The organism is Tianweitania sediminis, from assembly GCF_017813335.1.
GTDB classification, from domain to species: Bacteria; Pseudomonadota; Alphaproteobacteria; order Rhizobiales; family Rhizobiaceae; genus Tianweitania; species Tianweitania sediminis.
On record NZ_JAGIYY010000006.1, the window covers coordinates 90,162 to 106,607 of the forward strand.

The following is a 16,446-nucleotide window of genomic DNA, read 5'->3' on the forward strand; positions in this document are numbered from 1 at the left end:
TCCGGGTGCCGGCTTCTGCCGGCGCCCACTTGACCTCGTTTCACTCCTTTCAGAACAGGTAAAACAACCGTGTCCAAGGATCTGATTATCTGGGCCATCGGGCTTTGGATCATCGTCTTCCTGCTTGCCGGGCAGGCGGTTGCCACGGTGCTTCTGGGTGCCGGAATCGTCGGCATCTTCCTTTGGGTCGGTCCCGGCGTATTCAACGGCATTCTGGCGCAGGACGCGTTCTACACCGCTTCTACCTACACGCTTTCAATCATCCCGCTTTACCTGTTCATGGCGCAACTGCTGCTGAAGGGCGGCGTCATCGTGGACCTTTATCGCGTAGGGCACAGACTCGCCGGGTACCGTCGTTTTCCGCTCGGTGTAGCGACGCTTCTCACGGGCGGGCTACTGGGCGCGGTGTCCGGTTCAGGAACTGCCAGCGCAGCGGCGTTGGCAACGCTGGCCGGTCCGGAACTCCAGCGCGTCGGTTACACCCGACCCTTCTCGGTGGCGCTCACGGCAATCGCCGGTTCCTTGTCCGTAATCATTCCGCCGAGCCTCCTGATCATGATCTATGGCTCATTGACGGAAGTACCCATCGGGCATCTTTTCATCGGTTCAATCGGGCCGGCGGTCTTGTGCATGCTCGTTTACGTCGGCTGCTTGTATTTTCTCGGCGACATCGATGAAGAGGCAGCCGCACGGTCTGCCCTCTCGGTCGCCGAGCAACGAGGCGAGGGCGCGACGCCGCGTGCGGTGAGTGCCTTCCTGTTCGTCATCATCCTGATGTTCGTCGTATTCGGCGGCATCTATGGTGGCGTGGTCACGGTCGGCGAAGCGGGTGCCCTCGGAGCGTTCGCAGCCTTTGTCGGCATGGTCGCCATGGGTCGCGTCGGCTTCCGGGACATCGCGGCAGCCTTGGTTGACTCCGTGAAGGTCACCGCGATGCTGCTGATCCTGATGATCGCGGCGCAGATCTTTTCGCGGTTCATGTCTTTCTCGCGCTTGCCGACTGAGTTGTTGCACTTCGCAGAGCCGCTGGTCGCCAACCCTACCATGCTCATCCTTGTCCTTATGCTCGGGCTCTTCATCGCAGGAACCTTCCTGGAAGAAGTCACCACGATCGTGCTCGCGATCCCGATCATCATGCCCATGGTGCAGGCGGCGGGCGTGGACGTGATCTGGTTCGGCGTCATGACCTGCTTCGTGATCTCGCTCGGCCTGCTCACCCCGCCAGTCGGCCTTGTTGCCTTTTCCGCAGCAACGGCCGCCCGAACCCCAGCCGGTCCCGTCTTTCGGCCTTGCATGGTGTTTTCGTCCATTGCCGCCTTTGTTGTGGTGATCGCGATGATGACCTTTCCCGAAATCGCAACCTGGTTGCCGAGCCACCTGAACTGAGATGACGGCAATGCGCTTCTGGAAATCCGTTGGGGTCTTGGAATGGTGGCTCGCTGCCGCAGGCGCGGGATCCATGCTGTTCATCATGATGATGGTAACCGTGATCAGCGTGGCCGGCCGCTACTTCCTCCACATGGACCTGATCCCCGGCGCCTACAACATCGTCGAGCGCGTGATCTTTCCTCTTCTCGTGTTCTGGGGACTGCCCCTTGCACACCGCGAAGGCATGTTCCCTCGCCTGGAAACACTGGCCGACACGCAGCCGCCACGCCGCCGCGCTTTTCTGGCAGCCTTCGTGACCCTCGTGGAAGTGGGATTATACGCCGTCTTCCTCTGGTACGTTACCAAGTTCACGTGGGCGAGCTTCGCTTCGGGTCGCACCATGCAGATCGGCGCCAGCTACCTGCCGCTTTGGCCTGTGCTTGTACCCATGCCACTCGCGGTCGCCCTGATGCTGCTGCAAATGGGGCGAACGCTTTATCACTACGTGCGGGCGATGTTTGGCCTGGAAGAGATGGCGGCCCCGCTCGGAGCCACAGAAAGCGGCGCGGTATGACCAGGCTCCAGGCAAAAAGCCAGGAACAGACCGAGCAGCCCATGCCGGTGTTCGACGCCTTCAACGCAGAGCAGGTGCGCGAACGGCTAACCGGGTACCTCTTGCATTCTGCCGAGGCGATCACGATCGGTCCGTTGAAGCGCTTCACCGTTGGCTTTTCCTGGGTGACCTACGGCTTTCGCGCGAACTGGATCGATGGCGGCAAGAAAGTGGAGCGTGAACTCATTCTTCGCGTTGGACCACCGAACGGAATTTTCGGACCTTATCGCGCTTTTCCGGAATTCGTGACGCTGCAAGCCCTGGCAGGCAGCGCAGTGCCTGTACCCCGGGTGTACTGGTACAGCGATGACGTCACCGTGCTAGGCGCGCCCTTCTTCGTCTGCGATCTCGTGCCGGGCGAAGCTCCGATCCCCTGGACCCACGATGGCGGTCCGGCGTTCAACGAGGAAAGACGCGTCGTGCTCGGCAAGCAGTTCGTGTCGGCTCTGGCAGCGCTGCACGATTTCGCCTGGCAGGACACGCCCGTCGCAGCCGTCGAAGGCATCCGGGACGTGCGCACAACCGCGGTTGCGCAGGTCAATCACTGGCTGGGCCTGCTCGGCCAATGGTCCCCCGAACGGGTGCCACTCCTAGAACTGGCCGCCCTGTGGTTGCGCGAAAACGCACCGGTCGCGGAGCGTATCTCCATCACCCATGGAGATTATCGCATCGGCAATTTCCTGGAAATCGAAGGCCGCATCACGGCCATCCTGGATTGGGAACTGGTGCGTCTAGGCGATCCGATGGAGGATCTCGGCTGGGTGTGCCTTCAAGCCTGGCGCGGACGATCCCCTTACATGTGCCACTTCTTCGAGCGGGAAGAACTGCGTGATCGCTACAGCGCACTGACCGGCCGTGAAGCCAGGCTCAGCGACATGGCCTATTGGGAGGCGTTCGGCACGTTCAAGCTCGCCGTCATGCATTACGGGGCCACCGACTGCTTCGCACGCCGCGGCTTCAATGATCTGCGCATGGCTGGGATGGCCGCCCAGATCCCGCGCATGCTGCTTCAAGTCGAGTCAGCGATGGAGCGGGCGGCATGAACATCCCCCTGTCCCGGCTGATCGAAGGCATGATCGCGACGCTGCGGACCGACGTGATCCCACATGTGCAGGATCCCTATGCCCGCGGCCAGGCGGTAGGGATCATTGATCTTCTGAACAACATCGAACCTCGTATCGATTGGGCAACACCGCCGCTGGCAGCGCTTGTGAAAGTCAAACACGAGCTGCTTTCGAAGATTGCGGCCGTTGCGCCAAAAGCGATCGATGTTCCGGCACACCGCAAGTGCCAGACTGCGGGTGATTATCTCGCTTTCAAAGCCGAGTTGGATGCCGGCCTTGGCAACGCGCTGGCAGCGCTTTGGCCCTCGCGCGGCGAAGCTCGATCTGCGGACGCCATCGCCCTGATCCAGGCACATCTGCATGACGAAGCCAGCACCGCGATGAGAACCACGCGCAAACCATCGTTTGCCGAGATTGCAAGCGGCGGAGTTCAGGCTCGAAAGGCCTGACAGGCATCTTTGGGGGGAGGAGCCCATGGCCTACAACATCGACCCAAGAATGCCCGCGCCTGAAGCGTGCGTGCAGCGCTACATGCTGGAACGATGGGCTGCGGAACAGCCGGACAAGATCTTCGCGATCTTCGCCGATGGCGAGCAATGGACCTATCGCGAAACGCTGCGGCAAGCCATCTGCACGGCCAACGCTTTGCGGGATCTCGGCGTGAAGCAAGGCGAGCGCGTGATGTGCTGGCTGCCCAATGGCGCCGAGTGCCTGCGCGTCTGGATGGGTTTGAACTATCTCGGCGCTGTTTTCGTGCCGCTGAACCTTTCTTATCGCGGCAATCTTCTGCGCCATGCGGTGAAGCTGTCGGAAGCACGGCTCGGCATCGTGCACGCCGACCTGCACCAACGGCTGGGCGAGGTCGAACTGGGGCCGCTTCAGGAGATCGTGGTGCTCGGCGGCAAAGCACAGGCTGTGGCGGGCCTCTCGGTGCGGTCATCCGATGCGATGCAAAGCGAGAACGAGACACCTCCGGACCTGGAGCGCCCAATCGCGCCCTGGGACATGCAGTCGATCATCTTCACGTCCGGAACGACCGGGCCTTCCAAGGGCGTGATGTCGTCTTACTGCCACCTTTACAGCATGGCTGCCGCCGCGCCCTTCCTGGACGAAAACGACCGCTACATGGTGAACCTGCCGATGTTCCATTCGGGCGGGGTGATGCCGGTCACCGCCATGCTCGTACATGGCGGTTCCATCGTCATGGTCGACGCCTTCGACACGGACAGCTTCTGGCCGACCGTCCGGCGCCACGGCATCACAACGGTCATCCTGCTGGGAGTCATGGGGGGCTTTCTCCTGAAGCGGCCGCCTCTCGGCGACGACAAGGACCACACTCTGCGGACCTGCACCTATGTGCCGCTCAACGACACGGCACCGCAGTTCCACGAGCGGTTCGGCACGGACATCCACACCCACTTCAACATGACCGAGATCTGCATGCCGATCGTGTCCGAACCCAATCCGACGGCGCTCGGCAGCGCTGGCCGGCCGCGTGCGGGCGTGGAGGTGCGGATCGTGGACGAGAACGACTGCGAAGTGCCGGTGGGGCAGGTCGGGGAAATGGTGGTGCGTACGGACTGCCCCTGGGCTCTGAACCACGGCTATGCCGCCAATCCCGAGGCAACCGCCGCCGCTTGGCGCAACGGCTGGTTTCACACCGGCGATGGCTTCCGCCGCGATGAAGCGGGCAACTATTTCTTCGTCGACCGCCTGAAGGACGCAATCCGGCGGCGCGGCGAAAACATCTCGTCCTTTGAGGTCGAATCCGAGGTGCTCGCGCATCCTGCGGTGAAGGAAGCCGCGGCCGTGGCGGTTAAAAGCGAGATTGCCGAAGATGAAGTGATGGCCGTGGTCGCCTTGAAGGAGGGCGTGGACTTCGACCCGGCCGAACTGATCGAGTTCCTGCGTCCTCGCATGGCCCACTTCATGATTCCACGCTACGTGCGCATCGTCGATGCGCTGCCCCGCACACCAACCTCCAAGGTCGAAAAGGTGAAGCTGCGGCAGGACGCGCTGACCGCCGGCGTTTGGGATCGCGAACAGGCCGGCATCACGGTGAAGCGCGAGAAGATCGGCCAGAAAAGGGCTTGAGCATTATGTTTGCCGAACTGCCTGCACATGCGAGCGAGCTAAAGCAGCGCCTCGCCCGTTTCATGGACGAGCATGTCTACCCCAACGAGCGGGCCTTGCTTGCGCCCCCTCCGGAAAGCTCGCGCTGGGCGCCACGGCCGCTCGCCTTGGACCTCATGCGCGAAGCGAAGGCCCAGGGACTGTGGAATCTTTTCTATAACCACGGGCCCGAAGGGCAGGGGCTGACGAACTATGAATACTCGCAGCTTTGCGAAGTTCTGGGCCGCTCCCTGGCCGCGCCGGAGCTTTTCAACTGCAACGCGCCTGACGTCGGCAACATGGAGATCTTGGCGATCTACGGCACGGAGCAGCAAAAGCAGCACTGGCTGAAGCCGCTGCTGGAAGGCGAAATCCGCTCCTGTTTCGCGATGACTGAACCACGCGTCGCATCCTCGGATGCCACCAACATCGAGACACGGATCGAGCGGGATGGCAGCGATTACATCATCAACGGTCGCAAATGGTGGGTGACGGGGGCACCGTCCGAGCGCTGCAAAGTGGCGATCGTCATGGGCAAGAACGATCCCACTGCGCCCAGACACAAGCAGCAGTCGATGATCCTGGTGCCGATGAACGCGCCGGGGGTCCGGGTCGAGCGGGCGCTAAGCGTTTACGGTTACGAGCATGCGCCGCTCGGCCACGCTGAAGTCGTTTTCGATAACGTCCGCGTGCCAGCGGAAAACATGCTGCTTGGCGAAGGGCGCGGCTTCGAGATCGCTCAGGGGCGCCTGGGACCAGGCCGCATCCACCATTGTATGCGCTTCGTGGGTCTTGCTGAGCGCGCGCTGGAAATCATGTGCGCACGCGCCAAAAACCGGTTCGCGTTCGGCTCCACCCTGTCTGACATGGGCGGCGTACGCCAGGCAATCGGCTTGTCTCGTTGCGAGATCGAACAGGCTCGGCTCGTGACGCTGAAGGCTGCCTGGGCCATGGACAGGCTCGGCAACAAGGAAGCGCGCAACGAGATTGCTGTCGCAAAGATCGTGGTGCCGACCTTGACCGGGGCGGTTATCGACCGCGCCATCCAGGTTCATGGCGGAGCAGGGCTGTCACAGGATTTCTTTCTTGCTGAAGCCTTTGCGGAAACGCGCTTTTTGCGCATCGGCGATGGCCCGGACGAAGTCCACCGCGAGGCGCTGGCGCGCTTCGAACTTTCCCGCACTGCATGAGAACCACGGACATGAGACAGCTTGAGGTCGGGCAAACCGTCACAACACCGGGTCGTACGATCGGCGAGGGTGACGTCAACCTTTTCGCCGGGTTGGTCGGTGATTTCACGCCGATCCACATCGATGAGACGTTCGCCCAAACCACTCCGCATGGCACGCGCATTGCACATGGGCCGCATACGATGGCAACTGCGATCGGCATGGCGACGCACACCGGCCTGTTCGGCGAGCGCGTCATCGGACTGGTGAACATCAGTTGGGACTTCAGCGGCGCCGTGAAAATCGGCGACACGATCCATTCGCGCGTCACGGTCGAGGAACTTCGTGCGACCTCGAAGCCCGGCCGCGGTCTCGCGACATACGCCTTCGAGGTGGTCAACCAGCGAACCGAAACCATCCAGCGCGGCCGCATGAAGGTCGTCGTACGCACAGACTGAGGGGCGGGGATCAATGAGCAGCAAGTTCATCATGCGGCCGGAACATGAGTTCATGCACCAGCCGGACACTTCAACCAACTTCAACGAAAGCGTTTACACCAACGGCTTCGACACGAAGAACAACGTCGGCGGCTGGATGCGGCTCGGCAACCGCGTGAATGAAGGTCATGCGGAACTTTCCGTCTGCTTGTACCTGCCGGATGGGCGCATTGCCTGCCAGTTCAAGCGCCCGCCGATCACCGCCAACAACGGCTTCGATGCCGGCGGCCTTTCTTATGAGGTCATCGATCCGCTGCGCAGCGTGTCCATGACCTATTCAGGCGACCTGATCATCGTGGATGATCCGAACTCCCTGCGCGAACCGCAGGCACTGTTCGCAACCGGCCCGCGCCTGCCTGGCCATGTCAGCTGGGTTCATGAAGCCGAGTCACCCATCCACGGTGGCGAACCCGCGGACGATTCCGTGCAAACGATGTATGGCCGCGATTTCTCGCTTGGTCATTTCAACCAGCACGGTCGGGTCAAGGGCGAGATCCGCGTCGGTGACGAGACCTGGCCGATTGACGGCCGAGGCTGGCGCGACCATTCCTGGGGGCCGCGCTATTGGCAGGTGATCTATTTCTACCGCCTGTTCATTGCCAACTTTCCAAATGGCGATGGCTTCATGCTCCTGAAGATCACGGATCAGCAGGGCCGTGTTCGCCGGGAAGGAGTGCTGCTGGTTGACGGCGAGTATGAGGAGATCCTCGATCTGGACGTTTCGACGGATTGGACCGATCAAAAGGATCCCGCCCGCGTGCGCCTGGGTGTGCTGACAGCCAAGCGCAAGTCACGCATCGACGGTGAAATCCTGCGCCTCGCTCCCTTACGCAATCGCCGCAAAAGCGACGGCGAAGTTCTCGTGTCGCGCATTGCCGAAGGGTACACGCGCTTCAGCTGGGGTGATCAAGTAGGCCACGGCATGACGGAGTATATCGAGCGCATCGAAGACGGAGAGCTGTCGGGTTATCCACTCTGAGGTGGATGATGAGCGATGCTCATTATCAGTTCGCGAGGGACGGAAATTGCTTCCGAAAGGAATTATCCCAAGCTGACGTAGTATAGCTAGGCCAACGAATATATCGTCGTTGACAAATCAGTGCCGGACTGAACTTAATTCATTTAACAAGCTGATGATGGCGATCAGCTGCTGGTGGTGGGGAGGAGACCGCACCTATGGCGCATGGCCTGAGCCAAGAACGCATCGTTCTGATGATCGCGACGGGATTGTTTATCCTGTTTTCAGTGACGCTGAACGGCTTCCTGTCCGCTGACAACCTTCTTTCCCTGGTCCAGAACGTCTCGATCCTGGGCATTCTGGGTGTCGGCATGGCGATCGCCATCATCGGGCGTGGCATCGATCTTTCGATCCTATCCACCATGCCCGTATCCGTGGCCTGGCTGCTCAATCTGATCAACGGCGGAATGCCCATCTGGGCCGCGCTGTTGTGCGCGCTTGCCCTTGTGGTTGTTATCGGCGCCATCAACGGTTTCCTGATCGCCTATGTGGAGATACCCGCAATCTTTGCGACGCTCGCGATGGGTATCGTGGTCTATGGCTTCGGCAAGGCCTATCTGGCGCCGATCGACGCCGTCTACATCACCCGCACGGATGCCTGGTTCTACAGCATCGGAAGCGGACGGGTGCTTGGCGTCCCAACTCCGGTGATCGTGTTCGCGCTTGTCGCCGCGGCGGCTTACCTTTTCTTGCGGTATGCCAAACTCGGCCGCTTCATCTACGGGATGGGTGACAACCCGCTGACGGCACGAATTACCGGCATTCCCGTGCGGCCGATGATGCTGGTTCAATACATCATCATTTCGGTCATCGCGTTGATCGCCGGCATCGTCATGGCCACCGCGTTGTCCGGCATCAACACACGTCTCGCCCTGTCCACGATGGTCTACGACGTGATCCTCGTGGTGGTACTCGGCGGGATCGGCTTGTCCGGAGGCAAGGGCGGCATCCGCAACGTCGTGGTGGGCACGCTTCTGATCGGCATCCTGCTGAACGGGATGACGATCATGAACCTCACCTACACCGTCCAAAGCATCTTGAAGAGCACGATCCTGCTTCTGGCGATCGTGGCCGACACGCTGCTCAATCCACGCGACGAGCAGACCGCGCAGCACGGGGATATCTGACGCGATCCACGGGCCTGCAAGACCGAGCAAAGCATGATCTGGGAGGAACATGAAATGACTGGAAAGAAGCTTTTGAAGGCGATCTTCGCGGTGGCCGCATTGGCCAGCGCGACAAGCATGGCCATGTCCGAGCCATATGACGACGGCCAATCCAAGACCTATTATGAGGCGCTGAAGGGCAAGAAGGTCGCCTTCGTGCCCTTGTCGATGGGCTTCGACCTGACGGAAGGCTGGAATGCCGGCCTGCAGAACCAAGCGAAAGCGCTCGGCTACACCGTCGACATTCGCGACCCCAACTGGAACGTGGAAGCGGGCGTGCAAGCTGCGAACGGTTTCATTTCGGATCAGCCGGACGTCCTGATCCTGCATCCGCTGGACCAGCAGGCCTACAACCGCATCGTTCCCAAGGCGATGAAGGCCGGCATCAACGTGGTGCAGATCAACATGAAATCGGTGACGAACGGCGACGCCTTTGTGGGCACCGATTGGTATGAGCTTGGCTATAAGCAGGCGCAGGAAATTGTGAAGGCCTGCGGAAAGGATTCGGGCAAGAACGGCAAGATTGCGATCATCACGGGCCAAGCCGCCACGCCAACCATCGTGATTGGCAACCAGGCTTTCGACGACGTGTTCGCCGAACATCCAGAGATCCAGGTTGTTGCCAAGCAGTCCGCGGATTTCGATCCGGCTAAGGCTCAGGCGATCACGTCAACGATCCTGAAGCAGAACCCGGATCTTTGCGGCATCCTGGGTGTCTGGGATGGCCAGGACGGCGGAACCGCGGCAGCCATTCGAGAGGCCGGGATGAACGACCAGATCTTTATGGTGTCTTCGGGGGGCGGTGCTCAGGCCGCGGCTTGCGACAACATCGAGAACGGCAGCTTCGACGCATATGTGAGCTATGACGTGCCGGGGCAGGCGCGGGATCTGAACGCTGCCGTGAAGATCCTGCTGCAGACGGAGCCGGAGCCCGGCAGCGCACCTTTCGCTCTCTACACACCGCTTAAGGTCATTACCAAGGACAACATGAACGCAAGTTCCTGCTGGACGCTTGAGCAACTCAAGGCAAGCGGCGGCTGACCATCGTTCGATGACTCACCCGGCGCGGCTCTGTCGCGCTGGATCCATCCTTGCACTGTCGGAGCACGATGAACATGGCAGCGTCAGAAACCTGGACGCGCTGGCGCTACCGCTATGTCCCGGACAAGCTGGTCGGCGAGATTCTGGCGAAGAACTGGATCGATACGCTGATCCCGGTGGTGATCCTTTCCGGCGTGCTGACCTTCTTCAGTGTGCAGATGCCGGGATTTCTCGGCGGCTCGAACCTCACCGACATTGCCCAGATCTATGGTGAGTACCTGATCATCATCGTCGGCATCACCTTCGTGATGATGGCCGGCGGGATCGACCTGACCGTCGGCTCTGTTTTCGCGCTCTGCAACCTGGCGGCGCTTCTTCTGATCAATTCGATGGAGATCAACCTCGCGATCGGAATCCCGGCCATCATGCTGCTGGGTGGATTGGTCGGTCTGATCAACGGCGTGCTGATCGGCTATCTTGGGATGCGCGCCTTTCTCACCACGTTGGTGATGCTGATCATCGTGCGCGCGATCGTCGACAAGGGCCTGCTGGACTACGGCCAAACCATCAGCCGCGGCTTCAACGCTTCGTCGGCCTGGGAGTTCATGGCGATCGGCAGCGTATTCGGCGTCCCTTCAAGCCTTGTTGTTGCAGCGGCGATCGTTCTGGTCGGCCACGTCGTCCTTACGCGCATGCGCTTCGGCTGGCATGTCACCGCGGTGGGTGGTTCCCGGCGCTCGGCCTATAATGCCGGTATTCGCGTGAAGCGGACCATCTGTCTCACTTATGTCCTTTCGGGCCTGCTCACGGGTCTGGCTGCCACCTTCTATGCAGCGCGCCTTTCCAGTGCCGGCACGGATGTCGGCAAGGGCTTGGAAGTGACGATGCTGACCGCCGCCGTTCTGGGTGGCATCAGCCTCGGCGGCGGCCGCGGTTCCATCGTGAAGGCGATGCTTGGTGCCCTCATCATCCTGCTCGTGCAGAACAGCCTGATCCGCATGGGCCTCACATCAGGCACGAGTTCCCTCGTGCTCGGCGGACTTCTGCTTCTCGCCGTTGCGATCGATGTGCGCTGGGTGAAGAACCGCCACAAAGTGCTGGCTCGAGCCTATGTTTCGCCGACCTACTTCAAGCTCCCGCCACTCCCCGAAACTGCGGCCGATTCCGGATCGGATTACGCACTGAACGACAAGCTTCGCGGCGTGGAAGCGATCGGCCTCGGCGAACTGGATGGCCCTGAAGACGTCATCTTCGACCGGGAAGACAACCTCTACTGCGGCAGCCGCCACGGCGACATCATCCGCTTCTTTGCACCGGATCACACGCGCTGGGAGGTGTTTGCTCATATCGGAGGCCATCCGTTGGGTCTTGCCTTTGATGGCGAAGGCAACCTGCACACCTGCGTGGGCGGCATGGGGCTCTACAAGATCACGCCGGAGCGCGAGGTCATCAAGCTGTCCGACGAAACCAACCGCAGCCTGCTTTCGGTGGTGGACGACAGCCGTTTGCGCCTTGCGGATGACCTCGACATTGCGCCGGACGGCCGGATCTTCTTCAGCGAAGCCACCGTGCGCTACGAGATGTATGACTGGATGGTGGACGCTCTGGAAGGTCGCGGCAACGGGCGCATCATCTGCTACGATCCACGATCGAAAAGCTCACGCACCGTGCTCCCGAACCTCCAGCTGCCGAACGGCATCTGTGTCGAGCGGGAAGGGCAGTCGATCCTTTTTGCCGAAACCTGGGGCTGCCGGATCACGCGCTGGTTTTTCGATGGTCCGCGAAAGGGCGAAACGGAGATCGTTGTTGCCAATCTCCCGGGATATCCGGACAACATCAACCGCGCCTCCGACGGCACCTACTGGTGTGCCCTGTGCGGCATGCGCTCCCCCGTCTTCGATCTAGCCCTGCGGATGCCAAGCTTCCGCAAGCGCATGGTCCAGAAGGTCGGCCGCGACGACTGGCTTTATCCCAACATGAACACCGGCTGCGTGATCAAATTCGACGCGCAGGGCAACATCCTTGATGTGCTTTGGGATCTTGGAGGTGAGGCCCATCCGATGATCACCTCGATCCGCGAGCACAAGGGCTTTCTCTATCTCGGCGGCATCTACAACAACCGGGTCGGCAAGTATCGCATCCCCGGCGCCGACCCGAACTGGACCTCCTTCGACGATTACTGGGGACCGTCCGCATGATCAGCGCACTGAAGGCAAGATGGGACGCTTTCCGCGGCAGCGGTGAAGCGGCGGTGACCGTACCTCCGATGGACGGCGCTTTGCGGCCGAACCAACTGTTGGAGGATGCACCCTTGCTGTGCGCCATCGCTGCACCGGACGATCTTGCGGTTCGCAGCGGGGACCTCCTCGTGTCCAGCGGCACGGAGATTCGCCGGATACGCGCGGACGGTGGCACCGACCTCGTCAAAAGTTTTCCGGTTGAGGTCACCGCCATCGCGGCATCAGCCGGCGGAACGCTCGCAGTTGGCTTGGCAAATCGGACGATCGAGCTTGTCGGCGGTAAACCCGATGGGCTGGTTCTTTCCACCCTTGGGGGGCGATCAGCCGTGTGCACAACGGCACTCTGCTTCAACGGTGAAGATCAGTTGCTTGTGGCGCAAGGCTCCGCCACGCGTCCGGTGGCCGAATGGAAGCGCGACGTGATGGAACGCCGGGCGACCGGTTCGGTGTGGCGAGTGCACCTGTCCGACGGCAAGGACCAAGCTTTGGCGCAGGATCTTGCATGGCCTTTTGGCGTTGCACCAGGCGACGGTGGCCAGACCATTGTCAGCGAAAGCTGGCGTCATCGACTTCTGCAAGTTGGATCGGGAACGGCACCCAAGGCGGTGCTCAGTGATCTGCCAGGCTATCCAGCACGCCTCCACAGGGACCAAGCCACCGGCGAGTACTGGCTAGCCTTGTTCGCGCCGCGAAATCAGATCATTGAGTTCGTTCAGCGGGAGCCGGAATTCCTGAAGCAGATGATGGCGGATGTGGATCCAGCGTTCTGGGCTGCCCCCGCCCTCAAGCCTTCAGCGACATTTCTGGAGCCCTTGCAGGGCGGCGCGCAAAAGCATCTCGGCATGCTTAAGCCTTGGGCGCCGACACGATCTTATGGCCTTGTGGTCCGCTTGTCGTCCGACTTCCGGCCGCTCGGATCCTTTCACAGCCGGGCCGACGGTACGCGCCACGGCGTGTTCACCTGCCTGCGCTTCGGCGATCACCTCGTCGCGGCGTCGAAAGGTGGCGATGCCATCGTCGAGCTCGCCAGAAGCGCCGCTGTCCGACCGGTACCAGAGCTGGAGTTCGCCTGATGCAGCCGCTTATCGAGATGCAAGGCGTCACGAAGGAATACCGCGGTGTCCCCGCCGTGACGAAGGTCGACTTCGTACTCCAGAAGGGCGAGATCCATGCGCTTCTGGGTGAGAACGGCGCGGGAAAATCAACCCTCACCAAGATGATGTCTGGGGTAACGCAGCCAACCCATGGTGAGGTCCGGTTGAAGGGGCGCCCCGTCGCGTTTCGAACGCCATCCGAAGCGCTCACTGAAGGCGTCGCCATGGTGTTCCAGGAAACCAGCCTGGTGCCTTCCATGACCGTGGCGCAGAACCTCTACCTTGGTGATGAAAACCTCTTCAACCGCATCCGCGGCTTGAACATCGCCGCCCAAACCTTTCTCCAGTCGCTCAATTTCAACGTCAATCCGACCGCTCTTGTGTCGTCGCTGGGTGCTGCACATAAGCAGATGGTGGAGATTGCGCGCGCGGTGCGCAAGAATGTCGAGGTCATCATCTTCGATGAGCCGACGGCAGCGCTGACGCCGGAAGAGAAGCGCCATTTCTTCGCTCTCGTGGAGCGGCTGAAAGCACGCGGCGTTTCCATCGTGTTCATCTCGCATGCCATTGAGGAGGCGCTGGCAATCGCCGATCGCATCACGATCCTGCGCGACGGGGAGCTCGTGGCGAGCGATGCAACAGCCGCGTTCAATCGGGACACGATCATCCGCGCCATGGTCGGCAGGAGCCTGTCAGACGGGCTTTACCGCCGCGATACAGGACAAGAACCCCGGCCGGTCGGCGAAAAGATGCTGAGCGTCCAGAACGTTTCGATGGGCTCCATCGTGCGCAATACGTCCTTTTCGATCTATAGCGGCCAGATCACCGGCATGTTTGGCCTGATCGGCTCCGGCCGAACCGAAGTTGCCAAGATCATTGCCGGCATCGTGAAGCGGAACTTCTTCAATGGCGGAGAAATCCGGTTGCGCGAAGAACCGGTGCGCTACCGCGTGCCCCGGCAGGCAGTGCAGGACGGGATCGTGTATGTTACGGAAGACCGCAAGGTCGAGGGCTTCTTTGAAACCATGACGATTGCGGAAAATCTCCATATGGGCGTGCTTTCGGCGGGGCTTTCCCGCGGCAACATCGTCAACATGGGAGAAATGCGCGCAATCGCTGCGGAATGGACGAAGACGCTCAACATCCGCGCCATCAACAACAATGCGCGCGTGATTGAGTTGTCGGGCGGCAATCAACAGAAGGTTGTGATTTCCAAGTCGCTGGTTCAGCAGCCGAAGATCATCATCTTCGACGAGCCGACGCGCGGCGTGGATGTCGGCGCCATTTCTGAAATCCACCAGTTCATCAACCGGCTCGCAGACCAAGGTCTCGCCGTGGTCGTGATCTCTTCTTACCTTCCCGAAATCCTCAACCTGTCGGACCGCATTCTCGTGACCCGAGCGGGCAGGGTCGTGGAAGAGTTTTCACCCGCGGAAGCCACGGAAGAGAAGATCATGTACGCCGCTGTGCACTAACCCTGCGGCGCCTGTTCTGCTCGGGCGCGCAGGCGCGCCTCCATCTCATGGCGCAGGATCTTGCCCGTGGTACTGCGGGGGAAATCCTCGAATGCGATGAAGTGGATGCCCTTCGGCCGCTTGTAGCCTGCGAGGGATGAGCGGCACATCTGCTCCACGATGTCCGCGGTCAGGCTGTCATCCTTGCGGGAAATAAACGCCACCGGAACTTCGCCCCAGCGATCGTCGCGCTGCCGAACCACAATCGCGTCGCTCACACGCGAATCTGCCAGCAGCACGCGCTCGATCTCGGCCGGATAGATGTTCTCGCCGCCCGACTTGATCATGTACTTTGCGCGATCAACGAAGTCGTAGCTGCCATCCGGGTTGCGCCGGAAAAGGTCGCCGAGCCGAAACCAACCATCGGCAAAGTCGCGGGCGTTCGTCTCGGCCGCATTCCAATAACCGGAAAAAACGGTGGGACCCCGGACGGCAACTTCGCCGGGCTCGCCATCGGGAACATCACGCCCTTCCGGATCCAGCAAGCGCAGATCACACAGCGCGCTTTTGCGCTTCGACAGGCTGGTTGGCATTTCACCGGCCGGAAGGAGGCGCGCCGAAGCCGGTGGCAGACCTGTTTCGGTGGAGCCAAAGCTGTTCAGGTAAGGCGCGTTTGTCAGCCGCGAAAGTTCAACGATGAGATGATGCGGGACGAGGTCCGCCATGGCGCCCACCGCCCGAATGCTTTTCGGCCGCCGCCCGCTCGCGCGCAGGAGTTCCACGACCGGTTCGATGGAGCCCGGCATCAGCAGCATCCAGCCGAGGTCATGATTTTCCATGATGGACACGATGGTTTCCGCCTGAAAACCATCAACGACGTGCACCGTAGCGCCTGACATGAGGGCGCCGAGCACCTGATCGGTCGACCCCATGTGGAACATCGGAGCCCAGGCGATGAAGCCGTCGCTTTCGCGTGCATGCATGTCGACCCGCAGAACCATATTGCGCGCGATCTCAGCCCGGTGGCTGATCAGCGCCCCCTTCGGCAATCCGGTGGTGCCGCTCGTATAAAGGATGACGAGACCGTCTTCCGGATCGACGTGAGGCAGGGGCTGCAGCGGCTCCGCATTGGCCAGCATAGGCTCGTAGCCGGACTCCAGCGTCAGCACCTGCCGAGTGTCCAAGGTGAGCCGGTCGATCGTTGATAGAAACCGCTCGGATGTGACCACCAGAATCGGATCCACCAGATCGATGCAGTGCTGCAACTCGCCTTCGGACAGGCGCCAGTTCTGGCACGCGATGATGCAGCCGAGGCACGCTGCTGCCAGCTCCAGCTCCACATATTCCAAGCGATTTTCGGAAAGCAGCGCAACCCGGTCGCCTTGTTGAACGCCCTTGCTTTGCAGCGCTGACGCCAAGCGCAACACGCGCTCGTTAAGTTCTTCATAGGTCACGCGGCGGGAAACCGTCTGGATTGCAACGGCGTTGCGGTCGCGGCGAACGCAGGCTTGGAACAACTCGAAAACTGTCAGCCGTCCTGCTGCTTGAATGGCGCCGCGGCTGCCTTCAACGCCGCTGGTTTTCGCTGGTGCATGCATCCGGAAGCTCCT

The 16,446-nt window shown here is 61.1% G+C and carries 14 protein-coding genes; 13 read left to right on the top strand and 1 reads right to left on the bottom strand.

What is annotated here, in order from left to right:
• Positions 1–69: 69 nt before the first annotated feature.
• From J5Y06_RS16220 to J5Y06_RS16280, 13 genes are all read left to right on the top strand, one after another.
• Positions 70–1,386 (top strand): TRAP transporter large permease, encoded by a 1,317-nt coding sequence (locus J5Y06_RS16220; protein ID WP_209336227.1) that lies wholly within the window; start codon positions 70–72, stop codon positions 1,384–1,386.
• Position 1,387: 1 nt separating this feature from the next.
• Positions 1,388–1,942, top strand: coding sequence for a TRAP transporter small permease (locus J5Y06_RS16225; protein ID WP_209336228.1), 555 nt, complete (start codon positions 1,388–1,390; stop codon positions 1,940–1,942).
• Positions 1,939–3,024 carry a phosphotransferase family protein gene (locus J5Y06_RS16230; protein WP_209336229.1) on the top strand — a complete coding sequence of 362 codons (1,086 nt, stop codon included), beginning with the start codon at positions 1,939–1,941 and terminating at the stop codon, positions 3,022–3,024. Before J5Y06_RS16225 ends, J5Y06_RS16230 begins: the two co-directional genes overlap by 4 nt.
• On the top strand, positions 3,021–3,494 hold the full coding sequence (locus J5Y06_RS16235; RefSeq protein WP_209336230.1) for a hypothetical protein: 474 nt from the start codon (positions 3,021–3,023) through the stop codon (positions 3,492–3,494). Before J5Y06_RS16230 ends, J5Y06_RS16235 begins: the two co-directional genes overlap by 4 nt.
• Positions 3,495–3,519: 25 nt before the next feature.
• A complete protein-coding gene (locus tag J5Y06_RS16240) occupies positions 3,520–5,139 on the top strand; it encodes an AMP-binding protein (RefSeq protein WP_209336231.1) in 1,620 nt (539 codons plus the stop codon).
• Between the two features lie 5 nt (positions 5,140–5,144).
• The gene (locus J5Y06_RS16245) at positions 5,145–6,347 is read left to right on the top strand and encodes an acyl-CoA dehydrogenase family protein (protein WP_209336341.1); all 1,203 of its coding nucleotides are present in this window, start codon (positions 5,145–5,147) and stop codon (positions 6,345–6,347) included.
• A gap of 11 nt (positions 6,348–6,358) precedes the next feature.
• Positions 6,359–6,784 carry a MaoC/PaaZ C-terminal domain-containing protein gene (locus J5Y06_RS16250; protein WP_209336232.1) on the top strand — a complete coding sequence of 142 codons (426 nt, stop codon included), beginning with the start codon at positions 6,359–6,361 and terminating at the stop codon, positions 6,782–6,784.
• Between the two features lie 13 nt (positions 6,785–6,797).
• Entirely contained in the window at positions 6,798–7,802 is a 1,005-nt protein-coding gene (locus tag J5Y06_RS16255; protein ID WP_209336233.1) for a DUF7064 domain-containing protein, read from the top strand.
• Between the two features lie 197 nt (positions 7,803–7,999).
• A complete protein-coding gene (locus J5Y06_RS16260; RefSeq protein ID WP_209336234.1) occupies positions 8,000–8,968 on the top strand; it encodes an ABC transporter permease in 969 nt (322 codons plus the stop codon).
• Between the two features lie 54 nt (positions 8,969–9,022).
• Positions 9,023–10,048, top strand: a complete 1,026-nt coding sequence (locus tag J5Y06_RS16265) for a sugar ABC transporter substrate-binding protein (protein WP_209336235.1) — start codon at positions 9,023–9,025, stop codon at positions 10,046–10,048.
• 74 nt (positions 10,049–10,122) lie between these two features.
• On the top strand, positions 10,123–12,246 hold the full coding sequence (locus tag J5Y06_RS16270; RefSeq protein ID WP_209336236.1) for an ABC transporter permease: 2,124 nt from the start codon (positions 10,123–10,125) through the stop codon (positions 12,244–12,246).
• Positions 12,243–13,361: a strictosidine synthase gene (locus J5Y06_RS16275; protein ID WP_209336237.1), complete on the top strand. Its 1,119-nt coding sequence runs from the start codon at positions 12,243–12,245 to the stop codon at positions 13,359–13,361. Before J5Y06_RS16270 ends, J5Y06_RS16275 begins: the two co-directional genes overlap by 4 nt.
• Complete coding sequence (locus J5Y06_RS16280; RefSeq protein ID WP_209336238.1) at positions 13,361–14,857, top strand: sugar ABC transporter ATP-binding protein; 1,497 nt, start codon at positions 13,361–13,363, stop codon at positions 14,855–14,857. The genes J5Y06_RS16275 and J5Y06_RS16280 overlap by 1 nt, the downstream gene beginning before the upstream one ends.
• Here J5Y06_RS16280 and J5Y06_RS16285 read toward each other — a convergent pair.
• Positions 14,854–16,434: a class I adenylate-forming enzyme family protein gene (locus J5Y06_RS16285; protein ID WP_209336239.1), complete on the bottom strand. Its 1,581-nt coding sequence runs from the start codon at positions 16,432–16,434 to the stop codon at positions 14,854–14,856. The genes J5Y06_RS16280 and J5Y06_RS16285 overlap by 4 nt on opposite strands.
• Between the last annotated feature and the right edge of the window lie 12 nt (positions 16,435–16,446).

Excerpts from the sequence above, each read along its gene's own strand:
- J5Y06_RS16280 (WP_209336238.1), top strand. The coding sequence starts at position 13,361 with ATGCAGCCGCTTATCGAGATGCAAGGCGTCACGAAGGAATACCGCGGT.
- J5Y06_RS16270 (WP_209336236.1), top strand. The coding sequence starts at position 10,123 with ATGGCAGCGTCAGAAACCTGGACGCGCTGGCGCTACCGCTATGTCCCG.
- J5Y06_RS16265 (WP_209336235.1), top strand. The coding sequence starts at position 9,023 with ATGACTGGAAAGAAGCTTTTGAAGGCGATCTTCGCGGTGGCCGCATTG.
- J5Y06_RS16225 (WP_209336228.1), top strand. The coding sequence starts at position 1,388 with ATGACGGCAATGCGCTTCTGGAAATCCGTTGGGGTCTTGGAATGGTGG.
- J5Y06_RS16245 (WP_209336341.1), top strand. The coding sequence starts at position 5,145 with ATGTTTGCCGAACTGCCTGCACATGCGAGCGAGCTAAAGCAGCGCCTC.
- J5Y06_RS16275 (WP_209336237.1), top strand. The coding sequence starts at position 12,243 with ATGATCAGCGCACTGAAGGCAAGATGGGACGCTTTCCGCGGCAGCGGT.
- J5Y06_RS16260 (WP_209336234.1), top strand. The coding sequence starts at position 8,000 with ATGGCGCATGGCCTGAGCCAAGAACGCATCGTTCTGATGATCGCGACG.
- J5Y06_RS16235 (WP_209336230.1), top strand. The coding sequence starts at position 3,021 with ATGAACATCCCCCTGTCCCGGCTGATCGAAGGCATGATCGCGACGCTG.
- J5Y06_RS16240 (WP_209336231.1), top strand. The coding sequence starts at position 3,520 with ATGGCCTACAACATCGACCCAAGAATGCCCGCGCCTGAAGCGTGCGTG.
- J5Y06_RS16230 (WP_209336229.1), top strand. The coding sequence starts at position 1,939 with ATGACCAGGCTCCAGGCAAAAAGCCAGGAACAGACCGAGCAGCCCATG.
- J5Y06_RS16250 (WP_209336232.1), top strand. The coding sequence starts at position 6,359 with ATGAGACAGCTTGAGGTCGGGCAAACCGTCACAACACCGGGTCGTACG.
- J5Y06_RS16285 (WP_209336239.1), bottom strand. The coding sequence starts at position 16,434 with ATGCATGCACCAGCGAAAACCAGCGGCGTTGAAGGCAGCCGCGGCGCC.
- J5Y06_RS16255 (WP_209336233.1), top strand. The coding sequence starts at position 6,798 with ATGAGCAGCAAGTTCATCATGCGGCCGGAACATGAGTTCATGCACCAG.